Origin of the sequence: Leifsonia sp. 563 (genome assembly GCF_040545055.1) — a bacterium.
Lineage (GTDB): Bacteria > Actinomycetota > Actinomycetes > Actinomycetales > Microbacteriaceae > Leifsonia.
On the sequence record NZ_JBEPLE010000001.1, the window covers coordinates 264,739 to 286,324 of the forward strand.

Annotated in this window: 23 protein-coding genes and 1 tRNA gene; 16 read left to right on the forward strand and 8 right to left on the reverse strand. The window is 68.2% G+C overall.

What is annotated here, in order from left to right; all coding sequences use genetic code 11:
* Positions 1-6: 6 nt before the first annotated feature.
* Positions 7-603, reverse strand: a complete 597-nt coding sequence (locus ABIC47_RS01310; RefSeq protein WP_018191811.1) for a heme-binding beta-barrel domain-containing protein — start codon at positions 601-603, stop codon at positions 7-9.
* 137 nt (positions 604-740) lie between these two features.
* A complete protein-coding gene (locus ABIC47_RS01315; protein WP_020077037.1) occupies positions 741-1,094 on the reverse strand; it encodes a hypothetical protein in 354 nt (117 codons plus the stop codon).
* A gap of 105 nt (positions 1,095-1,199) precedes the next feature.
* Here ABIC47_RS01315 and ABIC47_RS01320 point away from each other — a divergent pair, with 105 nt between their 5' ends.
* From ABIC47_RS01320 to pstB, 10 genes are all read left to right on the forward strand, one after another.
* The gene (locus tag ABIC47_RS01320; RefSeq protein WP_018191814.1) at positions 1,200-1,952 is read left to right on the forward strand and encodes a response regulator transcription factor; all 753 of its coding nucleotides are present in this window, start codon (positions 1,200-1,202) and stop codon (positions 1,950-1,952) included.
* Positions 1,921-2,820 (forward strand): mycothiol synthase, encoded by a 900-nt coding sequence (gene mshD, locus ABIC47_RS01325; protein ID WP_354476568.1) that lies wholly within the window; start codon positions 1,921-1,923, stop codon positions 2,818-2,820. Before ABIC47_RS01320 ends, mshD begins: the two co-directional genes overlap by 32 nt.
* A gap of 92 nt (positions 2,821-2,912) precedes the next feature.
* Positions 2,913-5,123, forward strand: a complete 2,211-nt coding sequence (locus ABIC47_RS01330; RefSeq protein WP_018191816.1) for an RNA degradosome polyphosphate kinase — start codon at positions 2,913-2,915, stop codon at positions 5,121-5,123.
* A complete protein-coding gene (locus ABIC47_RS01335; RefSeq protein ID WP_354476570.1) occupies positions 5,120-6,058 on the forward strand; it encodes an NUDIX hydrolase in 939 nt (312 codons plus the stop codon). The genes ABIC47_RS01330 and ABIC47_RS01335 overlap by 4 nt, the downstream gene beginning before the upstream one ends.
* A gap of 99 nt (positions 6,059-6,157) precedes the next feature.
* Entirely contained in the window at positions 6,158-6,946 is a 789-nt protein-coding gene (locus tag ABIC47_RS01340; RefSeq protein WP_354476572.1) for a hypothetical protein, read from the forward strand.
* 125 nt (positions 6,947-7,071) lie between these two features.
* Positions 7,072-7,938, forward strand: a complete 867-nt coding sequence (locus ABIC47_RS01345; protein ID WP_354476574.1) for a L,D-transpeptidase — start codon at positions 7,072-7,074, stop codon at positions 7,936-7,938.
* A gap of 153 nt (positions 7,939-8,091) precedes the next feature.
* Complete coding sequence (gene pstS, locus ABIC47_RS01350) at positions 8,092-9,186, forward strand: phosphate ABC transporter substrate-binding protein PstS (RefSeq protein WP_354476576.1); 1,095 nt, start codon at positions 8,092-8,094, stop codon at positions 9,184-9,186.
* Positions 9,187-9,285: 99 nt separating this feature from the next.
* Positions 9,286-10,233, forward strand: coding sequence for a phosphate ABC transporter permease subunit PstC (pstC, locus tag ABIC47_RS01355; protein WP_354476578.1), 948 nt, complete (start codon positions 9,286-9,288; stop codon positions 10,231-10,233).
* Entirely contained in the window at positions 10,233-11,324 is a 1,092-nt protein-coding gene (gene pstA / locus ABIC47_RS01360) for a phosphate ABC transporter permease PstA (RefSeq protein ID WP_354476580.1), read from the forward strand. Before pstC ends, pstA begins: the two co-directional genes overlap by 1 nt.
* Before the next feature lie 35 nt (positions 11,325-11,359).
* On the forward strand, positions 11,360-12,139 hold the full coding sequence (gene pstB, locus ABIC47_RS01365; protein ID WP_018191823.1) for a phosphate ABC transporter ATP-binding protein PstB: 780 nt from the start codon (positions 11,360-11,362) through the stop codon (positions 12,137-12,139).
* Positions 12,140-12,244: 105 nt separating this feature from the next.
* On the opposite strand, the gene ABIC47_RS01370 is transcribed toward pstB, so the two are convergent.
* From ABIC47_RS01370 to ABIC47_RS01380, 3 genes are all read right to left on the reverse strand, one after another.
* Positions 12,245-13,021 (reverse strand): anti-sigma factor, encoded by a 777-nt coding sequence (locus ABIC47_RS01370; protein ID WP_354476582.1) that lies wholly within the window; start codon positions 13,019-13,021, stop codon positions 12,245-12,247.
* Positions 13,018-13,578 carry an ECF RNA polymerase sigma factor SigK gene (sigK, locus tag ABIC47_RS01375; protein WP_354476584.1) on the reverse strand — a complete coding sequence of 187 codons (561 nt, stop codon included), beginning with the start codon at positions 13,576-13,578 and terminating at the stop codon, positions 13,018-13,020. The genes ABIC47_RS01370 and sigK overlap by 4 nt, the downstream gene beginning before the upstream one ends.
* A gap of 243 nt (positions 13,579-13,821) precedes the next feature.
* A complete protein-coding gene (locus tag ABIC47_RS01380) occupies positions 13,822-14,451 on the reverse strand; it encodes a DNA-directed RNA polymerase subunit beta (RefSeq protein ID WP_354476586.1) in 630 nt (209 codons plus the stop codon).
* Positions 14,452-14,507: 56 nt separating this feature from the next.
* Between ABIC47_RS01380 and ABIC47_RS01385 the strand changes: the two genes are divergently transcribed.
* The 4 genes from ABIC47_RS01385 (at position 14,508) to ABIC47_RS01400 (ending at position 18,482) form a co-directional block, all read left to right on the forward strand.
* Positions 14,508-14,580 (forward strand) — tRNA-Lys (locus ABIC47_RS01385).
* A gap of 131 nt (positions 14,581-14,711) precedes the next feature.
* Positions 14,712-15,197 carry a hypothetical protein gene (locus ABIC47_RS01390; RefSeq protein WP_354476588.1) on the forward strand — a complete coding sequence of 162 codons (486 nt, stop codon included), beginning with the start codon at positions 14,712-14,714 and terminating at the stop codon, positions 15,195-15,197.
* 199 nt (positions 15,198-15,396) lie between these two features.
* Positions 15,397-15,990 carry a hypothetical protein gene (locus ABIC47_RS01395; protein ID WP_354476590.1) on the forward strand — a complete coding sequence of 198 codons (594 nt, stop codon included), beginning with the start codon at positions 15,397-15,399 and terminating at the stop codon, positions 15,988-15,990.
* A 314-nt stretch (positions 15,991-16,304) separates the two neighbouring features.
* On the forward strand, positions 16,305-18,482 hold the full coding sequence (locus tag ABIC47_RS01400) for a CBM35 domain-containing protein (RefSeq protein WP_354476592.1): 2,178 nt from the start codon (positions 16,305-16,307) through the stop codon (positions 18,480-18,482).
* A gap of 137 nt (positions 18,483-18,619) precedes the next feature.
* Here the strand turns inward: ABIC47_RS01400 and ABIC47_RS01405 are convergent, their stop codons facing one another.
* On the reverse strand, positions 18,620-19,162 hold the full coding sequence (locus ABIC47_RS01405) for a hypothetical protein (protein ID WP_354476594.1): 543 nt from the start codon (positions 19,160-19,162) through the stop codon (positions 18,620-18,622).
* Complete coding sequence (locus tag ABIC47_RS01410) at positions 19,146-19,640, reverse strand: hypothetical protein (protein ID WP_354476596.1); 495 nt, start codon at positions 19,638-19,640, stop codon at positions 19,146-19,148. The genes ABIC47_RS01405 and ABIC47_RS01410 overlap by 17 nt, the downstream gene beginning before the upstream one ends.
* A gap of 89 nt (positions 19,641-19,729) precedes the next feature.
* Between ABIC47_RS01410 and ABIC47_RS01415 the strand changes: the two genes are divergently transcribed.
* Positions 19,730-20,266, forward strand: coding sequence for a barstar family protein (locus ABIC47_RS01415; RefSeq protein ID WP_354476598.1), 537 nt, complete (start codon positions 19,730-19,732; stop codon positions 20,264-20,266).
* Positions 20,263-20,721, forward strand: a complete 459-nt coding sequence (locus tag ABIC47_RS01420) for a hypothetical protein (protein WP_354476600.1) — start codon at positions 20,263-20,265, stop codon at positions 20,719-20,721. The genes ABIC47_RS01415 and ABIC47_RS01420 overlap by 4 nt, the downstream gene beginning before the upstream one ends.
* Here ABIC47_RS01420 and ABIC47_RS01425 read toward each other — a convergent pair.
* Positions 20,676-21,074 carry a hypothetical protein gene (locus tag ABIC47_RS01425; RefSeq protein ID WP_354476602.1) on the reverse strand — a complete coding sequence of 133 codons (399 nt, stop codon included), beginning with the start codon at positions 21,072-21,074 and terminating at the stop codon, positions 20,676-20,678. The two genes, ABIC47_RS01420 and ABIC47_RS01425, sit on opposite strands and share 46 nt — an antisense overlap.
* Positions 21,075-21,586 lie beyond the last annotated feature (512 nt).

Consider the following 21,586-nt stretch of genomic DNA (forward strand, 5'->3'; position numbering starts at 1 on the left):
CGCCTCTCAGTCGACCTTGGCGAGCCGGGCGGAGGCGTGCGTGCGCAGCTCCTGGCCCAGGGCGGCGATGTCCCACGCCCACAGCAGGTGGCCGTCCACCAGACCGTAGAGGCGGGTCGCCGCGGTGTACTCCTTCGCCCCGGCCGTCCGCAGCACGGCGTCGGTCGCCAGGTCGATGCGCGGACCGGCCACCTGGCCGACGTAGATCTCGCTCACGCCGTCGGGATGGATGATCGAGACATCGATGTCGAAGGCGCCGTGCGAATTGCGCAGGGTCTCGACCGACTGCGCCGTGTTGAACGGGCGGGAGCCGACACCGGGGAGCATCGCCGGACCGGCGTCGCCCTCGACCAGCTTGCGGCGCAGCCGCCAGTAGCCGGTCTCGGCGGCGAGCGGCGTGTTCTGCTCGTCGAGCACCCACGAGGTCGCCGAGTAGTTGAGGTAACCGAGCCCGTCGTGGCTGAAGCTGACACGCTGGCCGAACTCCAGCTGGGTGTGCTCCTCGTCGACCGTGTAGTCGAGCACACCTGTGCCCTCCCAGACGCCGATCAGCCAGGAGAGAGGGACGAGCTCGGCGGGGAGATCGGTGGGGATCTCGATCATGGCTTCGGCCTCAGGGCTCAGCGCTGACCGCGGAAGAGGTTGTACACGACCACGCCCGAGACGCCGAGGATGGCGAGAGTGGCCAGGCCCAGAAGGCCGATGAAGAAGAGTTCGAGAGCGACCAGCATGCTGCCAGTCTACCCAGCAGCCGCCGACACCAGGGCAAGAACGCCTCCGAACAGGCCCAGGATGATGAAGCTGCCGACGAAGGTCACCGCGAGCCGGTCGATGAAGCCGTCCTTCTGCTGCGTCGCCAGCTGCGCGACGAAACCCAGGAGCACCGAGACGCCCAGCGCGAGGGACAGCCAGGAGGCGTACTCGGCCGATCGCGCCACCGTGGCGATGAGGATGCCCAGCAGCAACGAGACGGCCCACACGGCGCCGATGCTGGTGAGCGTGGCCCATCGCGGCAGCGGCGGCTGCACGGGACCGGCCGCGGCGGCCGGACCCATCACGTGCATCGGCGGGGTGTCCGGGGTGTCGTCGCTCACCCTCCCATTGTGCCCCGGCGCGGGCCCGCGGCGGCTGCCGGACAGGGCGGGCGGCTGTTTCCGGTAGCATTACGGCACGGTTTCCCGGCGGGTGAGGAGGAATGTGTGGCGCAGCTTCTGATCCTGACCTCTGCGCCGAACCCCACCGCGCCCCGCACTCCAGGGGCGACCTCCTCGGTCTCCGACGCCGCCGGTCCGGGCGCGGAGGTGCTGCCGTCCCTCGCGCTGCTGAGCCACCGGGTGCGTCAGATCCCGGCCGAACCGGCCTCCCTGGTGAACGCCCCGAGCTGCGACCTCATCTTCGTGGATGCGCGGCGCGACCTGGCGAGTGCGAAGTCGCTCTGCAAGATCCTCACGACGACCGGCGTCACGGTCCCGCTCGTTCTGGTGCTCACCGAGGGCGGTCTCACCGCGGTCAGCGCGGACTGGGGCGTCAGCGACGTCGTGCTCGACTCCGCGGGCCCCGCCGAGCTGGATGCGCGCATCCGTCTCGCCATCGGGCGCCAGACGCAGGAGCATTCGCAGTCGAAGATCCAGGCCTCCGGCATCACGATCGACGAGGCCAGCTACTCCGCCAAGGCCCACGGCCGCCAGCTCGACCTCACGTTCAAGGAGTTCGAGCTGCTCCGCTTCTTCGCGACGCATCCTTCTCGCGTCTTCACCCGCGAGCAGCTGCTCAGCGAGGTGTGGGGGTACGACTACTTCGGCGGCACCCGGACGGTCGACGTCCACGTGCGACGCCTGCGGGCCAAGCTCGGCGACCTGGAGTCGCTGATCGGCACCGTGCGCAACGTCGGATACCGGTTCAACGTGTACGAGGAGGAGAATGACCGCCTCCCTACGTCTCTCCGTCCCTGACCTCGGCGATCCCGCACAACGGCAGGCGTTCTTCGAGGTCGCCGCGGCCGCCGCGGAAGAGGACGGCGCCGACGCCTTCAACGAGCAGGCGCGCCTCGATCTCGATGCCGGCCGGCGCTCCCCCGTCGTCGCCACCGCGACCGGCGACGCGGCGGACGGACGGGTGGTCGCGGCCGGGGCGGTCGGACGCGGCGAACTCGACCTGGTCGTCGACCCGCTGTTCCGCGGCCTCGGCTTCGGAGAGGCCGTGCTCGAGGGGATGCTCGCGAGCGCGGCCGGGTCGCTGACCGCGTGGTCGCACGGGGCGCATCCCGCGGCCGCACGGCTGGCCGAGCGCTTCGGATTCGTGCCGGTGCGGCGGCTCCTCCACCTGACCGCCCCCGTGCCTCCGGCGTCGTCAGCGCCGGGCCCTTGGCCTATTTCCGCGCCGTATTCGATCGAGGCGTTCCGCCCGGGCGCCGACGACGAGGAGTGGGTGGCGCTCAACGCGCGCATCTTCTCGTCGCATCCCGAGCAGGGCTCGCTCACCGTCGACGACCTCCGCGACCGGATCGAGGAGCCGTGGTTCGATGCGGACGACCTGCTCGTGCTGCGCGACGGCGACGGTCGGATGGTCGGCTACGACTGGCTGAAGGTGGAGGACGACGCCGGCGAGATCTACGTGCTGGGCGTCGACCCGGAGCTCGCGGGGCAGGGGCTCGGCCGGAGCCTCCTGCGCGCCGGGTTCGCCCGGCTGGCGGACCGCGGTGTGAGCACGGCCGGCCTCTACGTGGAGGGCGACAACGAGCCGGCGCTCGCGCTCTACCGCTCTGCGGGGTTCGTCGACCACACGGTCGACATCCGGTACCGCAGGGACCGCACGGCGTAGCTCATCTACGCGGATTCCCTCCACAGGCAGCGTTTATCCACCGTTTACGCAGCGCCGTCACCACGGCCCGCTCCCGGTGCCATGATGGGGGGATGGACGAGCGCACGACTCTGGAGAACGGCCTTCTCGACACGGGGCTGGGCGGCAGCCTGGGCAGCGACTTCGACGACGACTTCGCTCCCTTCATCTACGAGCCCGACCCGACCCTGCCGGACGACCGCTACCTCGATCGCGAGCTGAGCTGGCTCGCGTTCAACCAGCGCGTGTTGGAGCTGGCGGAGGACCCGCTGCTCCCCGTGCTCGAGCGCGCGAACTTCCTCGCCATCTTCGCGAGCAACCTGGACGAGTTCTTCATGGTCCGCGTCGCCGGCCTGAAGCGCCGCATCGCCACAGGACTCGCAGTGCCCACGAACGTCGGGCGCGCCCCGCAGGACGTGCTCGCCGACATCTCCGAGAAGGCGCACGAGCTGCAGCTGCGCCACGCACGGGCGTATCACGACCTGGTCCTCCCCGCCCTGCGCGATGCGGGCATCACGGTCGTGACGTACGACCAGCTCGACGACGCCGACAAGGTGCAGCTGCGCGAGATCTTCTCGCAGCAGATCTTCCCGGTACTGATGCCGCTCGCCGTCGACCCGGCGCACCCCTTCCCCTACATCTCGGGGCTCTCGCTCAACCTCGCCGTGCGCGTCCGCAACTCGCGCACGGGCAAGGAGCAGTTCGCCCGCCTCAAGGTGCCGCAGATGCTGCCGCGGTTCGTCCGCATCGACCAGCGCGAGACCGTCGGCCAGGTGCGCTTCATCACCCTCGAGGAGCTCATCGCCAACCACCTCGGCGACCTCTTCCCCGGCATGGAGATCCTCGACCACCACGTCTTCCGCGTCACCCGCAACGAAGACGTCGAGATCGACGAGGACGAGACCGAGAACCTCATCCAGGCGCTCGAGCGCGAGTTGCTGCGGCGACGCTTCGGTCCGCCGATCCGCCTGGAGGTCACCGACGACGTCGACCCGGTCACCCTCGGGCTTCTCGTGCGCGAGCTCGATGTGACCGACCAGGAGGTGTACCGCCTCCCGGCGCCGCTCGACCTCGGCGGACTCTTCGACCTCGCCAAGATCGACCGCCCCGACCTCCACTACCCGAACCACGTGCCGACCACGCCGGCGCAGCTGATGCCGAGCGAGCCGAACGCCAAGCCCGACATCTTCGCGGCGATCGCCCGGCAGGATGTGCTCGTCCACCACCCGTACGAGTCGTTCGCGACCAGCGTCCAGGCCTTCCTGGAGCAGGCGGCGGCCGACCCGCACGTGCTCGCCATCAAGCAGACGCTGTACCGCACCTCGGGCGACAGCCCGATCGTCGAGGCGCTGATCGACGCAGCGGAGGCCGGCAAGCAGGTGCTCGCCCTGGTCGAGATCAAGGCCCGCTTCGACGAGCAGAACAACATCTCCTGGGCACGGAAGCTCGAGAAGGCCGGCGTGCACGTCGTCTACGGCCTGGTGGGTCTCAAGACGCACTGCAAGCTCGCCCTCGTCATCCGCGAGGAGAAGGGCGTGCTCAAGAGCTACAGCCACATCGGCACGGGCAACTACAACCCCAAGACCTCCCGCATCTACGAAGACCTCGGGCTCTTCACCGACGACGACCAGGTCGGAAAAGACCTGACCCGCCTGTTCAACGAGCTCTCCGGCTACGCGATCGAGAAGAAGTTCAAGCGGCTGCTCGTCGCCCCGCTGCACCTGCGGAAGGGGCTCCTCAAGCGGATCGACACCGAGCGGGCCAACGCCGAAGCCGGCCGGCCGTCCGGCATCCGGATCAAGCTCAACTCGATCGTCGACGAGGCCATCATCGACGCGCTCTACCGGGCGAGCCAGGCCGGCGTTCCCGTCGACCTGTGGGTGCGCGGCATCTGCGGAGTCGTGCCGGGCCGCGAAGGGCTCTCGGAGAACATCCGCGTCCGCTCCGTCCTCGGCCGGTACCTCGAGCACTCCCGCGTCTTCTCGTTCGTCAACGGCGGCGACCCGCAGGTGTACATCGGTAGCGCCGACATGATGCACCGCAACCTCGACCGCCGGGTCGAAGCGCTCGTCCGCCTCACCGAGCCAGAGCACCTGCGCGAGCTGAGCGACCTCTTCGACCTCGCGTTCGACGAGCGCACCGCCACGTGGAAGCTCGACCAGGACGGCGTGTGGACGCGTCACCACCTCGACGAGAACGGCAAACCGCTGGTCGACCTGCAGAACAAGCTCATCCAGCAGTACAGTCACCGCCCACGCAGCACCCGTACGGGAACGAGGCGGTGAGCCCGGCCATCTACGCCGCGGGCGCCCTCTGCTGGCGCGTCGTGGACGATCGGATCGTCGTGCTCGTCGTGCACCGCACCAAGTACGGCGACGTGACGATCCCCAAGGGAAAAGTCGACCCCGGCGAGACGCTGCCGCAGACGGCCGTGCGCGAGATCGAGGAGGAGACGGGGCTGAAGATCGGCCTCGGAGTCCCGCTCGGCGTCTCGACCTATCCCCTCAGCAGCGGCCGCGAGAAGATCGTGCACTACTGGGCGGCGGAGGTCGGCGAGAAGGCCATCCTGCGCTCCACCTTCGTGCCGAACAGCGAGATCGCCGCGATCGAGTGGGTCACGATCAAGAAGGCGCGCGGCTACCTCACCTACGAGCGGGATGTCGAGATCCTCGACGCGTTCGACGCGCTCGTCCACCAGGGCATCACCTCCACCTTCGCGCTGATCGCGCTGCGACACGGCAAGGCGGCGCCCCGCGACCGCTGGGACGGCTCCGACGCCTCCCGGCCGCTCACAGAGCGCGGCGTCAAGCAGGCCGCGGCCGACGTGGCGACCCTCGAGACGTGGCGTCCGAAGCGGATCGTCACGAGCGACGCGGTGCGCTGCGTCACCACGGTGGCTCCGCTCGCGGCGGCGACCGGCATCAAGCCCCACCGCGACCACGACATCAGCCAGGACGCCTACGAGGAGGGCCGCGGGGATGTGCGGGGCGTCGTCGGCAAGCGCGTCCGCTCCGGCAAGACGGCCGTGCTGTGCAGCCACGGCCCGGTGCTGCCCGAGATCATGCGCGAGATCGCCCTGGCGACCGGCACGATGCCGGGCGCCTACCTCGACGACGCGGCCGATCTTGACACCGGCGGCTTCTCGGTCGTGCATCTCTCGGCGACGAACCCGGCGTCCGGGATCGTCTCCATCGAGACCTACGCACCCGTGGAGGGTTAGCACACCGCACATCCATCTTCCATAGTTGCAGCTGAGATATCACCCTGTTAGTGTCGGTGAGTGCCATTCGGCACGTCTCCGTTCCACCAGAGGAAATGAATGACCAGCTCAACGCGCATCCGCTTCGGCGCGCTCACGGCAGCCGCTGCCGTGGTCGCCGGCGGATTCTTCGCCGCCGCTCCGGCCACTGCCGCGACCGGCACCCTGACGCTCGCCAACACCACGTTCACCGCGGGCGACTGGGGTGCGGGCCTCAACGTCGCGGGCTCCGGTTTCACCGCCGACGCGGTCGTGACCATAACCGTGGAGACCTCCGACCACACCGCCATCGACCTGCACGACGTGACGGCCGACGCGTCCGGCTCCTTCCAGGAGACCTACACCCCGTTCGTCACGCTGCCCCTCCCGGCCGCGGGCGACACCCTCTCGGTGACCGCGACGAGCAACCTCGGTGACACCTCCAACTCGGTGCCGCTCACGGTGAACCCCGCGACGCTGCCGAAGGGCATCGTCTCGAGCGTCTCCACCATCACGACGGCGCAGCTGGCCGACAAGAACAGCGGCATCTCCATCCTCGCCTCGGGCTACACCCCCGGCGAGCAGGTGAAGGTGACGGTCGACTATGCGGGTGACGCCCTCGACCTCGGCCCGTACACGGTCGAGGCGGACGGCTCCGTCGTCTTCGGCTTCTACCTCGCCGGCGGCGTCGCGACCGCCGGCCCGCTCACGGTGACGGTCGCCGGTCAGCAGTCCGGCGTCAGCCAGAGCGTGACCATCCAGGTCACCGGCGAGGACGTCGTCGTCGGCGGCGGCACCGCGCCGTCGCTCGGTGGCGCTGCGACCGCGGCGGCCTCCGGCCCGTCGCGCCTCCCCGTCGTCAGCGGCTGATCGGCGCCTGACGATTCGTGGCGGCGCGGACCCGATCGGTCCGCGCCGCCACTCGCGGTTCACGGCGCCCTCCATCCCACACACCCTCCGACCCCGCCCAGACCTGACCCGACGACAGAGACACCATGACGAACCGCCGCATCCTCCCCGCCCTGCTCTGCACCGCCGCCCTGCTCGCATCGCTCTCAGCCTGTGCCCCCGGCGACGCGAAGCCCACCCACAGCGCCTCACCGCGGCCCACGGCAACCGCCGAAGCCGGCCCCGCGCTGCCGCCCGGCCTCTCCCCGTCCGAGCTGAAGGCCCTCCCCGCCGCCTCCTTCGACGCGGTCATCCCCGGCCTCATCGCGGCACCCGAGAAGGCCGAGATCCGCACCGCGTTCCGTCTGGCCTTCGACACCGCCGCGTACGCCGGCGACTTCCGGACGCCGGTCGCGCTCATCCCCGCCAACAACTTCCTCGGCGAGCCGACCGTGGTGGTCCGCGTGAAGACGCGCGGCGACTGGTCACTCATCCTCACGCCGGCACGGAAACAGCTCCCCTCGAAGGCGACCGCGGACGACCCCGCACCCGCCCAGAGCGCAGCCTGGGTGCCGACGAGGCTGCTGCGCGTCTCGGCGACCCTTACCAAGCGGGTCGTGATCTCGACGGAGGAGCAGAAGCTCAGCATCCTGGATGGCGCGGGCCGCACCCTGCAGGAGTTCGCGGTCGGCGTCGGCACCGACTCGACGCCCACTCCGACCGGCACCGGTTACCTGCAGGCCCGCTACCTGGACCCCGCGCAGGGCCAGGAGGAGCACCGCATCCAACTCACTTCGCTGCATGCGACCGCGGCCGACGAGCCCTACGACGGTTCCGACGGCGGCCTCATCGGCATCCACTACCAGTCGACGGCGGCCGGCGCCGTCTCGCACGGCTGCGTGCGCCTGTCGGCCGAGGCGATCGCCGCCGTCGACGCCCTCCCCCTCGGGACACCGGTGCAGATCACCGGCTGACCCGCGGATTCACAGGAGCACGAGGACAAGAGGACGCCCGGCGTTAACCTCCCGTTTACCACCGCGGGGGACTCTGGACAGACACCGGGAATAGCGTCTCACGCGGGTCGCACCGACCCCGTCCTGTTGTTACTGATCCCCGAAGGGACAACTGTGAAACTCAAGCGCATCGGCGCTCCCGTGGCACTCCTCGCCGCAGCCGCCATCTCTCTCACCGCCTGTGCGGCGAACGAGGGCAGCACGCCGTCGACCACGACGGCCAAGGCCTCGAACCTGTCCGGCACGCTGAACGGCATCGGCTCGTCCGCCCAGGGCGCGGCGCAGACGGTGTGGGCCGCCGGCTTCCAGGAGGCCAACCCGAAGGCCACCATCAACTACGACCCGCAGGGCTCCGGCGCCGGCCGCAAGAGCTTCATCTCGGGTGCTGCCGACTTCGCCGGCTCCGACGCCGCGCTGAAGACCGAGGAGCTCGCCTCCACGTTCGCCGGCTGCGCCGCGGACAGCAAGGGCATCGACCTCCCCGTCTACATCTCCCCGATCGCGATCGCGTACAACGTCGACGGCGTGAAGGACCTCAAGCTCGACGCCGCGACCATCGCCGGCATCTTCTCGGGCAAGATCACCACGTGGGACGACGCCAAGATCAAGGACCAGAACTCGGGCGCCTCGCTCCCGTCGGCCCCGATCACGGTCGTTCACCGCTCCGATGACTCGGGCACCACCCAGAACTTCACCGAGTACCTCGCCGCGAACGCCCCCGACGTCTGGACGGCCCCGGCCTCCCAGACCTTCCCGTTCCAGGTCGGTGACGCAGCCAAGGGCACCTCGGGTGTCGCGGACGCCACCAAGAACGCGAAGAACTCCATCACGTACATCGACGAGTCGGGCTCGGCGGGCCTCAGCATCGCCCAGCTCAAGGTCGGCGACAACTACGAGAAGATCAGCGCCGACGGTGCTGCCGCCGTGGTCGCCGCCTCCCCCATCGCCGATGGTCGCGAGGCCAACGACCTGGCCATCCAGATCGACCGCAAGGACACCAAGAAGGGCGCCTGGCCGCTCGTCCTGGTCTCCTACATCATCGCGTGCCAGGAGTACAAGGACGCCGCCAAGGCGGACCTGGTGAAGGGCTACGTGGACTACATCATCTCGAGCGACGCCCAGAAGGCCGCTGCGGAGCAGGCCGGCTCGGCCCCGCTCGCGAGCGACCTGGCCGACAAGGTCTCCAAGGCCGTCGCCAGCATCAAGTAACACCACGCCGCTCGGCCTGGGCTGCCCCGCAGCCCGGGCCGAGCGGTGCTCCCGTCCTCAGCCGTCCCCCACGGCGCACCCGATGAGAGAAAGCAACGAATGACCGCCGGAACAGTAGGAGCCATCAGGCCGAAGGCGAAGGTCCGCCTCGGCGACCGGGTCTTCTCGACCAGCACCATCGTGGCCGGATCCCTGATCCTCGCCACCCTCGCCGCCGTTGCGATCTTCCTGGTCGTGCAGAGCATCCCGGCTCTGTTCGCCCACGCAGGCGAGCTGCCCAACAACGCGACGAACTTCTGGTCGTGGGTCTGGCCGCTCGTCTTCGGCACCATCTGGGCGGCGCTGATCGCGCTGCTGATCGCGACCCCGCTGTCCATCGGCATCGCGCTGTTCATCTCGCACTACGCGCCGCGCCGCGTCGCCTCGGTGCTCGGCTACATCATCGACCTTCTCGCCGCCGTCCCCTCCGTCGTCTTCGGCCTCTGGGGCATCGCGACGCTCTCCTCGTTCGTCCAGCCCTTCTACGTCTGGCTCGGCGACAACCTCGGCTGGATCCCGTTCTTCGCGCCGCCGGTCTCCGGCACCGGCCGCACCATCCTCACCGCCGGCCTGGTGCTCGCCGTCATGGTCATCCCGATCATGACCGCCATCTGCCGCGAGATCTTCCTACAGACTCCGCGCCTCCACGAGGAGGCCGCCCTCGCCCTCGGCGCGACGCGCTGGGAGATGGTCAAGATGGCCGTCCTCCCCTTCGCCCGCAGCGGCATCATCTCCGCCATCATGCTCGGCCTCGGCCGCGCCCTCGGCGAGACGCTGGCCATCGCGATGGTGCTCTCGCCCGCACTCCTCGTCAAGATCGCGGTGCTGCAGGCGCAGAGCCCGAACACGATCGCGGCGAACATCGCCCTGCAGTTCCCCGAGGCGACCGGCCTCGGCGTGAACGCGCTCATCGCCTCCGGTCTCGTGCTGTTCGTCGTGACCCTGCTCATCAACATGCTCGCCCGCTACATCGTCAGCCGCCGCAAGGCCTTCTCTGGAGCGAACTGATGGCCACGACCACCGCTACCGCCCCGCGCCCCCTCGCCAACTCCTACACCGCCGGCAAGCTGCCCCGCTGGGCGCCGTGGACGATGCTCGTCGTCTCGTGGGTCGTCTTCGCCGCGATCTTCGCGATGCTGGCCGCGAGCGGCGCAACGAAGGACTTCAACATCGTCGGCGCGATCTTCTTCGGGACCGTGCTGTTCGACGTCGCGATCTACACCACATCCCTGCTGGTCGAGGGCTCCCGCAAGGCCGTGGACAGGCTGGTCACGTCGCTGGTCGCGACCGCGTTCATCATCGCCCTCCTCCCGCTGATCTCCCTCGGCTGGACGGTCGTCTCGCAGGGTCTCGCCCGCTTCGACATCGCCTTCTTCTCGCAGTCGATGCGCAACGTCATCGGCGACGGCGGCGGCGCGCTCCACGCGATCGTGGGAACGCTCGAGATCACCCTGATTGCAGCGGTCATCTCCGTGCCGATCGGCTTGCTCACCTCCATCTACCTGGTGGAGTACGGGCGCGGCATGCTCTCGCGCGGCATCACCTTCTTCGTCGACGTGATGACCGGCATCCCCTCGATCGTCGCCGGCCTGTTCGCGTACGCCCTGTTCGCGCTGTTCTTCGGTCCCGGCATCCGCAACGGTTTCATGGGAGCCGTCGCCCTCTCGGTCCTGATGATCCCGGTCGTCGTGCGGTCCAGTGAGGAGATCCTGCGGATCGTCCCGAACGAACTGCGTGAGGCGTCCCTCGCCCTCGGCGTCCCGAAGTGGCTGACCGTGCTCAAGGTGGTGCTGCCGACCTCGCTCGCCGGTCTCGTCACCGGCGTCATGCTCGCCATCGCCCGTGTCATCGGGGAGACGGCACCGCTGCTCATCGTCGCCGGCTTCACCACGAGCATGAACTACGACCCCTTCAGCGACCGCATGATGACTCTCCCGGTGTTCGTGTACACCCAGTACACGCAGGCTGCCGGGCTCCACGCGCAGGCCCAGATCGACCGCGCCTGGACGGGCGCCCTCGCGCTGATCATCGTCGTGATGCTGCTCAACCTGGCCGGCCGCATCATCGCCAAGGCCTTCGCTCCCAAGTACGGCCGCTGAACCCGCACCCCTCCACCCGACAGCCAAGGAATCAATTGTCCAAGCGCATCGAAGTCAACGACCTCAACGTCTACTACGGCAAGTTCCGCGCCGTCGAGGGCGTCTCGCTCACCATCGAGCCCCGCTCCGTGACGGCCTTCATCGGCCCGTCGGGATGCGGCAAGTCGACGTTCCTCCGCACCCTCAACCGCATGCACGAGGTCATCCCCGGCGCGTACGTCGAGGGTGAGGTGCTCATCGACGGCAACAACCTGTACGGCCCGGGCGTCGACCCCGTCCTCGTGCGCCGCCAGGTGGGCATGGTGTTCCAGCGCCCGAACCCGTTCCCGACCATGAGCATCCGCGACAACGTGCTCGCCGGCGTGAAGCTCAACAACCGCCGGATGTCGAAGAGCGAGGCCGACGACCTGGTCGAGAGCTCGCTGCAGGGCGCCAACCTCTGGAACGAGGTCAAGGACCGCCTCAACCTCCCCGGCTCCGGGCTCTCCGGCGGCCAGCAGCAGCGTCTGTGCATCGCCCGCGCGATCGCCGTCTCCCCCGACGTCCTGCTGATGGACGAGCCGTGCTCGGCCCTCGACCCGATCTCGACGCTCGCGATCGAGGACCTCATCGAGGAGCTGAAGAACGACTACACGATCGTGATCGTGACCCACAACATGCAGCAGGCGTCGCGCGTCTCGGACCGCACCGCGTTCTTCAACATCGCGGGCACCGGCAAGCCGGGCAAGCTCATCGAGTACAACGACACCAACCAGATCTTCTCCAACCCGACCGTGCAGGCCACCGAGGACTACGTCTCCGGCCGCTTCGGTTGATCCGGGCGCGACCCTGCGGTCGCAGCAAACGCGAGAACGCCGCCGATCAGTGCGATCGGCGGCGTTCTGCATATGCGCTCGTCGTGTCCTGCCGGACGATCCCGGTCAGGACGCGATGGCGACGATGGGCGGGCTCGTCGGCTTGTCGGACCCACCGCTCGGCTCCACCGTGACGCCGACCGTGTCCCCCGCCGCCATGTCGCCGGTGAGCACGCGCCAGGTCGATCCCGAGTTCGCCGGATTCATCGTCCCGGCGGGGATCGCCTGCCCGTCGCGCATGTACCAGAGCTCGTAGGTCTTGCCGTCGGGAAGCGCCGGGAGGTCGTTGGCGACGAGCGCGGAACGCCCCAGCTCGCCCGACCACACCAGGGTCGCCGTTCCGCCGCCCTCGACCTGCGCGGTCGCCCGCTGCACGTCCGGAGCCGCGTTGATCTCGGCCAGGGCGGACGCCTGCTGCGACTGGTACGAGTTGCCGCCGGAGAGTGTCGAGCCGACGAACGCTCCGCCGACGAACAGCACGATCGCGGCGGCCGCGGCGCCGAGGAGAAGTCCAGGGCGCTGGAACCAGCGGCGCTGTGCGGCGCGCTCGGCGCGGCCCGGGGTGGCTCCGGGAGCTGCTTCGGGGGCCGGAGAGGCGTCGGCTGCTTCGGCCGGGGCCGCGACGGGCTCCGCCGTCGGCTGGGCGACATCCTGAGCCGGCAGCTGCGGGGTGTTCTGCAGCTGCGCGAACAGCGCCGCCTTGAGTTCCGGGCGGGGCTGGACGGGCTCGGTGGAGAGCGCCAGTTCGGCGGCGACGTCCTCGAAGGCACGGGCCTCCTGCTCGTCGTCCGCGCCCAGGCGGTAGCCGAGGCGCCCGGCGTCTCGGTCGTCCTCGCGGGTCATGTCGTCACCCCCAGTTCCTCTCGCAGCCGTATCATCGCATCGCGCAGCCGAGTCTTCGCTGTGCCGAGCGGGATTCCGAGCTCGGCCGCGACCTCGGACTGGCTGAGCCCTCCGTAGTAGGCGAGGGTGACGGCCTGCCGTTGCGGCTCGCTCAATTTCGCCATGGCCACCTCCACCCTCTCGTGCTCGACCCGGACCTCCACCGTCTCGGCCACCTGGTCGTAGGCGGTCGGGAGGTCGCGGATGCCCACCACTGTGTCCCGATCGCGCGACGCCTGAGACGCGCGGATCCGGTCGACAGCGCGCCGGTGGGCCATGGTCATGATCCACGTCTGCGCTCGACCTTTATTCGGATCGAACCGCGGAGCGGATTGCCACGCCTCGAGGAAGACCTCCTGGGCGACCTCCTCCGACTGCGCGCCGTCGATGAGGAGCCGGCGGATGAGTCCGAGGACGCGCGCCGCGGTCAAGTCGTAGAAGCGTGAGAACGCTTCCAGATCGCCGGCGGCGGTGCGGACGAGGAGGGCGTCGAGGTCGACCGCAGGGGCGTCGTCCACGTCGTCTCCGCTCTCATCCGGCCTGCCGAGAGTCGTCCCGCCGATGCTCGAACGGGCTTCTCCTGGCAGAAGAGTGCCGGGCCGCAGAACGCCTCTCGGCGCGAGGCCGCTCGAAGCGGCTAGTTTTGGAGCCCGGGGTTACTGCGGCCCGGCGACATCCAGTGTACAGGAGCGGTTCGCGGCGCCTATCGGCGTGGCGTTCGCAGCGGGAGAACGCGGATGCCGCCGCGGGGGTTGACCTGCTCAGTCGAGCGATCCCGACCGCCACAGCCGTGCGCACGCCGTCAGCTCCTCTGCTGTGCGGGTGAAGCGCAGAGCCCGCGTGGTCAGCTCACTCGCCCGCTCCGGGTCGAGCACGTCGCGGTCGTCGGCGACGGAGGCGGCTCCGGCCGCCGCGACTCGGCAGAACGCGGCCGCCCGGTCGAGCGCCACCGCGAAGTCGCCCTCGAACAGGCCGCGGAGGATGCGGTCGGCGAGCTCGGTGATCTCCGCCGGTCCCGCCGGATTCGGGGCGCCCGCCACGACCGCGTCGATGGACCCGAGCACCTCGGTGCCGCGCTGGAACAGGTACGCGGTGCCCTCCGCATCCTGGCGAATGAGAAGCCGGATGAGGTAGATGCGCCACAGCGCGCCCGGCAGGCTCCTGGCGTTGGACCGAGACCACAGTTCGGCGAGCGCATCGATGCCGTGCTGGTCGGTGAACGCGACCAGCCGGTCCACGACCTCCGCGTCCGGGTTCTCGCGCACCCGCGCGAGCAGGGCACGGGCGGTCTCATGCGCGACCCTGCTGATCTGCGCGGGATCCTCCCCGCCCATGAAGGCCTCGAACATCCCACTCGTGAACAGCGCGGGCTTGTGGAACCGGTCAGACATCCCCCTATTCTGCCCCCGCCGCGGGACGGGGTGAATCCACGCTAGATTGGAGGTGAGGGCCTGTAGCTCAGTTGGCAGAGCATCGGACTTTTAATCCGCGGGTCGTGGGTTCGAGCCCCACCGGGCCCACCCTTACAAGCATTGGGATCTCGGCCCATCAGCGGCCGATTCGGAAGTCGCGATTCGGGTTTTTGCCCACGACGTCTGGAGCGGCTTGTCCAGTTCGGCTTAGCGACTCTCGAATGCGATAGCTTCGCATCGTGGATCTGAGCAACCGAGACACCCCGTCGGAGGCGCGCATTCACCCCCACTGGCTGCCGCGCGCGGGCGTGCTGCTCCCCACCGGCGTGGTCTCGGTCGCATCGATCGCGGCCCTGCAACAGAATTTCAACGCAGGCGGTGTAATTGTTGCCGTCATTTTCACCTCAGCGAGTCTTTACGTCGCCGCACGCTGGATCCTTTTCGCGGGAATCCGACGACACGGCGATCGAGTCATCGTCACGGGAATGCTGTGGTCGCGCAGCATCCCCTTGCGGCAAGTCGACCGTGTCACCGGTGGCTACTCCTCCATCCGCTGGCACACCCGATCCGGGCTCGGATTGATTACTCCACTCAGCGCCTTGTGGTCGAATCCGCATCCCCTCCCGGATGTGACGGAATACAACAACAAGCGGCTGAGGATCCTCCGCGCATGGGTCACGGAAGCGCAGACGTCCGGACAGCCTCAGGCGATGGACCGCATGTGACGACGTCGCGAGCGAGAATGCGGATGCCAATCGAAGTGGTTTGCACCTCGAGTCGCTCCTTCTGCCACACCTGAATGAGATCACTTGAGGTGGTAGAGAACGCGGGTCGTGGGTTCGAGCCCCACCGGGCCCACCCGCGTCATGACGCGACTGACTCGCGACCCGGAGCCCGAACGATCCGACATGACAGTATGAACGCATGGCGTCGCGCGCGAAGATCCGCTCAAGGCTGAAGGCCAGCGTCGGCCGCGAAAAGATCATGAAGATCCGTCGGCGATCGCGTCCGGGCTACACGATCGATGGATTCGTCCTCGCTGTCGGACGACAGTGGGTGCTGCTCTCACAGACGACCGCGGGTGGCTACCTGGACGGCTATGCGGCGATTCGAATCAGCGACGTCAAGAGCGTGCGGCCGGATCGGTCGTTTCAGTCGGAGTTCGCCAAGACCAGGCCCGAGTGGCCCCCAGCGCTGCCTCCCGTCAGCACGGAACCCGACCTCGACGGCACCAAACGGATGCTGCGATCGCTCCTCGTCCCGAGTCACCTGGTTGGCATCGAGCGGGACCGTCGACTCGACGGAATGTGGATAGGCGTACCGGGCGGCCTGACGAAGAAGTTCCTTTATCTCTGGGAAGCCACTCCCCAAGCCACCTGGGACAAAGGGGCTCTGGGTTACAAACTCAAGACCATCACGACGGTGATCTTCGGCGATCACTATCAGACCGCCCTCGCGGCGATGGCGGGGGAACCACCGGCTGAAGCGGCGAGAGACTGGCTGCATGATGTCGAATAGGCCCGCTGAGGGAGTCAGGTCGTAACGCCCGCTCACGACTCAGGTGCCGCTGAATTCGCTGCTCGAACCGGTTCGATGCACGTGCCGAACACCCGACCCGACGCGGAGATTCACGCGACTATTCGGTCAAATGTTGCGCGAAACAACATCTATTGGCGGTGCAAAGCGTTTGCGCTAAGGTGACTGTCGAACCGGTTCGACAATGCGGTGCCGAAGTCCGTCACCGTTTTGATGCGAAGGAGCATCCGACCATGTCACTCACCCACTCGACCGTCGCGAGCAGGCGATCTCGCCGCCGGTCCCCCCTGTTGCGCATGTCTGTCGCGGGCGCTGCAGCCGCTTCTCTGGTCGCTGCCGGAGCAGCGCTTCCTGCCGTCGCGGCAATCGGAGGAAACACCCTCTCCATCGACGCGGCGTCGGTCGTGCGTCCCGTCACGCATGTCGCCGCCGGCGGCCTGTACGGTCTCGCGACCGCGAGCACGCCCGATCCCGCCTCGTTGCTGCCGCTGCACGTGAACCAGTTCACCCAGCCGGCACCGGGCGTCCAGCAGTTGGGGAACGGCGCGACCACTCCATCCGGCGACGCGCTCAAGGTCGCGCCGTCGCTGATCTCCGCGGGAGGCCAGGAGACCGTCCGCATGCCGGATATCTACCCGGACTGGCCGTACAAATGGGTCAGCTGGAGCGACTACCTGTCGAAGGTCGACACGATGGTCCAGGCGCGCGTCTCGGCCACCTCCACAACCAACATCAACGGGTGGGAGCTGTGGAACGAGCCGGACGGCACCTGGAACACCTCGGCGGCAGGTCCGTTCAACGACGGCTGGTCGCGCATCTACAACGAGGTCAAGAAGTACGACACCGTCACCCCGATCGTCGGCCCGAGCATCTCCAGCTACAACCACGACTGGATGACCAGTTTCCTCACCGCCGCGAAGAACGCCGGCACCGTGCCGGATGTCATCAGCTGGCACCTGTGGAACTCGGACGCCCTTCCCGGCGAACTGGCCGACCTGCGCGGGATCGAGAGCTCACTCGGCATCTCCCCGCGCCCGGTGTCGATCAACGAGTACGCCTGGCCCGACCAGGTGGATGTGCCCGCAGCATCACTGCGCTACCTCGCGACCTTCGAGCGCGCCACCGATGTCCGTGACGCCGAACGCGCCTACTGGTACGAGTCCGGCACGATGAACGGCCTGTTCGTCAACGGGCAGCCGACCGGCACCTACTGGCTCTATAAGTGGTACGGCGACATGACCGGCAACATGGTGTCCGTGGCCCAGAACGGCCTGCAGGACGGCATCGCCTCACTGGACACCACCCGCAAGATCCTCACGGCCGTCGCGGGCGGGGCAACCGGCGACAACTCCGTATCGGTGAAGAACCTCAGCGGCTTCGGCTCGTCGGTCGCGGTCACCGTGCTCTCCACGCCGGACTCCGGCCGCCTGCACGCCGTGTCCGCTCCGACGACCATCTGGTCGGGATCCCTCACGGTCACGAACGGAGCCATCAGCGTCCCGCTCACCGGGCAGGACCCGGGTGCCGCGTACGAGATCGTCGTCACGCCGACCAGCGGACCGGTCACCTCGTACCAGCAGACCTACGAGGCAGAGAACGCCTCCGTGGTCAACGGCATCCGATACTCCTCCTCCGCCGCGTCCAACGGCGGATACGTCGGCGGCCTGGACAACAGCGGCGACATGCGGAACGACGGCTTCGTCGACTTCCTGGTCAACGTCCCGGTCGCGGCCGACTACAGTCTGTCGATCCGCTACGCCAACGGCACGGGTGCCACCTCCACCCAGGGCATCGCCTACGACGGCGGCGCCTGGAGCACGGTCAGCTATCCCGCGACCGGCGGATGGGGCGCCCAAGGGAAGTTCGCGACGGTCTCCGGACCGACCCTCCACCTCACCGCCGGATACAACATGATCCGGCTCGCGAAGGGGTCGCCGTACTTCGCCGGAGGCACCGGTTACGCCGAGCTCGACTCCATCTCCCTGTCCACGACCGCTGCCGTCCCCGGTTGGTCGCAGCCGTCGAATCCGCCTGCGGCGACCTTCGTGCAGCGGCTGGAGGCGGAGTCCGGAACAATCTCCGGCGGCAACGTCACCGCCTCGTCGAACGCGTCCGGCGGAAGCTTCGTCGGCGGACTCGACTCCTCCACCAGCTCGGTCACCTTCCGCCCCAACGTCCCCACCGCCGGCACCTACCGGCTCCAGCTGGGCTACGCCAACGACGGGGGTTACACGCAGAACGGGACGCTGGATGCGGTGGTCGGGCTCTCCGTGAACGGTGGAGCCGCGACGAACGTGACCCTCCCCGTCACGGGGCCGTGGGGTGCGAACGGTGGATCCTTCCCGGTGGCGACCACGACGGTGCAGCTCAACGCAGGCACGAACACGGTCACGATCGCCCACCAGGCGAACCAGAACTACGCGGAGCTCGACTATGCGCAGTTCTCCTCCCCCGCGGGGGCGGTCGTCCGGTAACGTACACCGCTTCTCAAGTGGCGCCTGTCGCCCCCAGCATGACAGGCGCCGCCCGGAAGGGCCGGACCCGCGACATCGGGTCCGGCCCTTCGCTTGGTCGACGGCGCGCAGGACAAGCTCTGCCCGCCGCGGAACGTTCAGTCGACCGATCGTGTCGGCAGACGGCGCTCAAAAGTCTCAAGTGCCCGAAGAGCAGCAGGGCGGAGGCTCTCAATCTGCTGAAGCGCAAACGATCTGAACTCCTCGAGCGCCCCATCGATGTCGGGTTCGTAGCCGAGAATGAAGGCTCGAGGGCCAGCAAGGATCGAGTAGTCGTCGACGGTGGAGAGCAGCGCGACGGCACGGTCCGGCGCCAAGAGCATCATGTTGAGGCCGAAGAACTCGTCGCTGCAGGCGTCGAGGTCCGATTGCGTCACGTCGACCTCGAAGGCCATCGTCGTCGGGTCCACGAACGTATCGTCGTTCGACACGGCGATGTAGCGCCCGATGCCGTGCGCGGCACTCGCTGTGATGATGCGCTCGATCTGGTCGGGGTCGATCCGCGCCGCAGCCTCCTGTGCGAGAACGGAGGAACCCGTAGCGGACAGCCACTCGGCGCGGAGGTCGTAGGGGCCGTCGGCGGCAGCGTCCCTCAGGCCGACGACGGCCTGAAGGCGATCGGGGTCAGTGATGCGCTGCACGAGTGTCCAGCGTCTTCCGAAGGACGAGCACCATCGCCACGCCCACGCAGAAACCCGCTCCCGCCGCGAACAGGCCCACGCCGTTCGTCCACAAGCGGGAGAAGATTAGAGTGAAGCCTCCCGCTGCCAGCAGACCGTACGCGAGCGACAGCGCGATCCCGGAGCGCCACCATGCGGGCGCCCGCCGCTCAGACCAGTCGATCGCACGGCGAAGCCCCAGCCCGAGTGCCAAGCCGAGCAGCATCGAGGTGGGGATCGTCCAGATGAACAGGAACAACACGTAGAAACCCGCGACCAGAGGCGGAGTCCACCCCAACGGCGGCGCCGTCGCCGTCCCGTGGATGAGCACGCCGAGCCCGGTGCACAGAGCGATCGAGTACCAGACGAAAGGTCCCCATCTCCTCCGGTAGCGGGTGGCGGGCCCCGACGGCGTCGTCACCTCCTCCTCGGTCCGGTCGGAGGTTCGTGGGTCACTCACACGCCAGAATCTACACGGGAGCCGCGATGACTCTTGGCGCAGTGGCTGTCGCTTGGTCGACGATGCCTCGTGCGAGGTAGGTTTCTCTCGTGGCGGTATGGAAGGCGGACGACCAGGATCCCGGATTCCAACTGGCCAGGAACGGATTCGTGACGAAGTTCCACTCGGCAGCCGTCGTCGATGAGTCGCTCGCTTTTTTCCGGTCGGCCTGCTACCGCGTCGTTCGACTGGATACCGCATCCTGGACCGACGAAGCCGACCTCCACGACGCGCTGAGCGCAGCCCTCGGCTTCCCGTCCTACTACGGGCGCAACTTCTCCGCGCTGGCCGACTGCCTTCAGGACGTCGCCGAGCAGGCGTACGGATGGACGGCGGCCGACACAGGGCTCGTCATCGAACTCGACCACCTCGATCGGTTCCGCGCGACGATGCCGGCCGCCTGTGAGATCCTGCTCGACATCCTCGTCGACACGGCTCGTCTCGGAGCACTCCTCGGCAACCGGATCCTGTGCGTGATCCGGTCGGACGACCCGCGGCTGGACATCGGACCGGTCGGTGGCGCAGAGCCGCCATGGAACCCGCGCGAGTGGCTCCTCTCCGACCGCGTGGAGAGGACTGCGCTGTGAGCGTGACCCCCGCTCACAGCGCAGCGATCGACGAGCTGCGGACCCTGAACAATCGCTCGTGGGGTCAGACCGCTCTGCTGAGCTGTCTCGAGCGTCTCCGTTCGGGCGGCCCGACCTCCGCGGAAGAGGTGACCGTCGTCGACGCGTGGGCGTTCGACGACGGCTTCTGCGTCATCTACGGATCACCCTGGGGTCCCACGGCGGGGCTGCGTGTCACGGCAACCGGCGAGCAATACTCCGGTGCGTACACCGATCAACCGACGGCGGAGGAGTTCGGGATGGACATCGCCGACTTCAGCATCGCCGAGCCGCTGGGGCGCTTCGCCGACCGACTCGTGTTCGATGCCGGCGGTGTGGGCTGGTGGGGTGATCCCCCGTTTCCAAGCGGGTCAGTTGACCGCCATGCCACTCAGTACCAGGTGCCGCCCCCGTCTTCGGCGGGTTCAGCTCGGTAGTCGAAGAGTGTCCACATCTCGTCGTTGAACCTGCGCCCAGCGCGTAACGGCAGGTGTGTCGTCCACCAGCTTTCGCCGCGCGCGACCGGTATCGGAGTGAGCAGCCGCCGGAATTGCTCATCCAAGTCATCGACCTGGCGAGCGAACTGTTCGAACTCCGCGAACCGTTGAGCGGTGGGATCGCGGAGGACCTGTTCGATGAAGTCTCGGGGCGCGAGATCGTTGAAGTACTCGGCAACGTAGTCGTTATAGCCGCCTGCGACGTTGGTGATGATCGCGTAATAGTCGTTGAGCAGGCTAGCGGGGTCGCGCTTCTTGCCCGTCCCCGGATACGGCCGCACGACGTTCTCCACGTAGGTCGCGAATCCAGACACGCGTGCATAGCTGGAGGCGTAGCCGCAGCCTCGATAACAAGTTGCAGGCGCGGGCGCATTATCCCGCGTGCCTCAGCGCTCGTCTGCACTCTTCGACCCACCCAGCGGCTCAGTGGGCTCACTCAGTCGAAATGGACGACCGCTCGGGAGCGGAAGTGCGAGATTCGCCACGCGTTCGATGAGACAACGGCTGGCGCTCGCCCGGGCGTGCGTGGTGGGACGCACGCCCCAGGCGCGTCCGTGTCGGTGGTGTGAGCGCATGTCGGCAGCAACTGGGAACCGCCCAAGGAGCTACAGTCCGCGTGCACCCGACCAATGCGAAGGCCACAACGTGCAAATACCGATTCGAACGATCGTGCCGCGTTCGCGCGTTCGGCTATTCCGATATCAGCCGCCACTATCAGGGCGCTCGCAAGGCACCGCCTTGGCTGAGTGATGGAAGGTGAAGTCCTTGCCCGAATCGGGGTCCCCGATCGAAATAGTGAGACGTG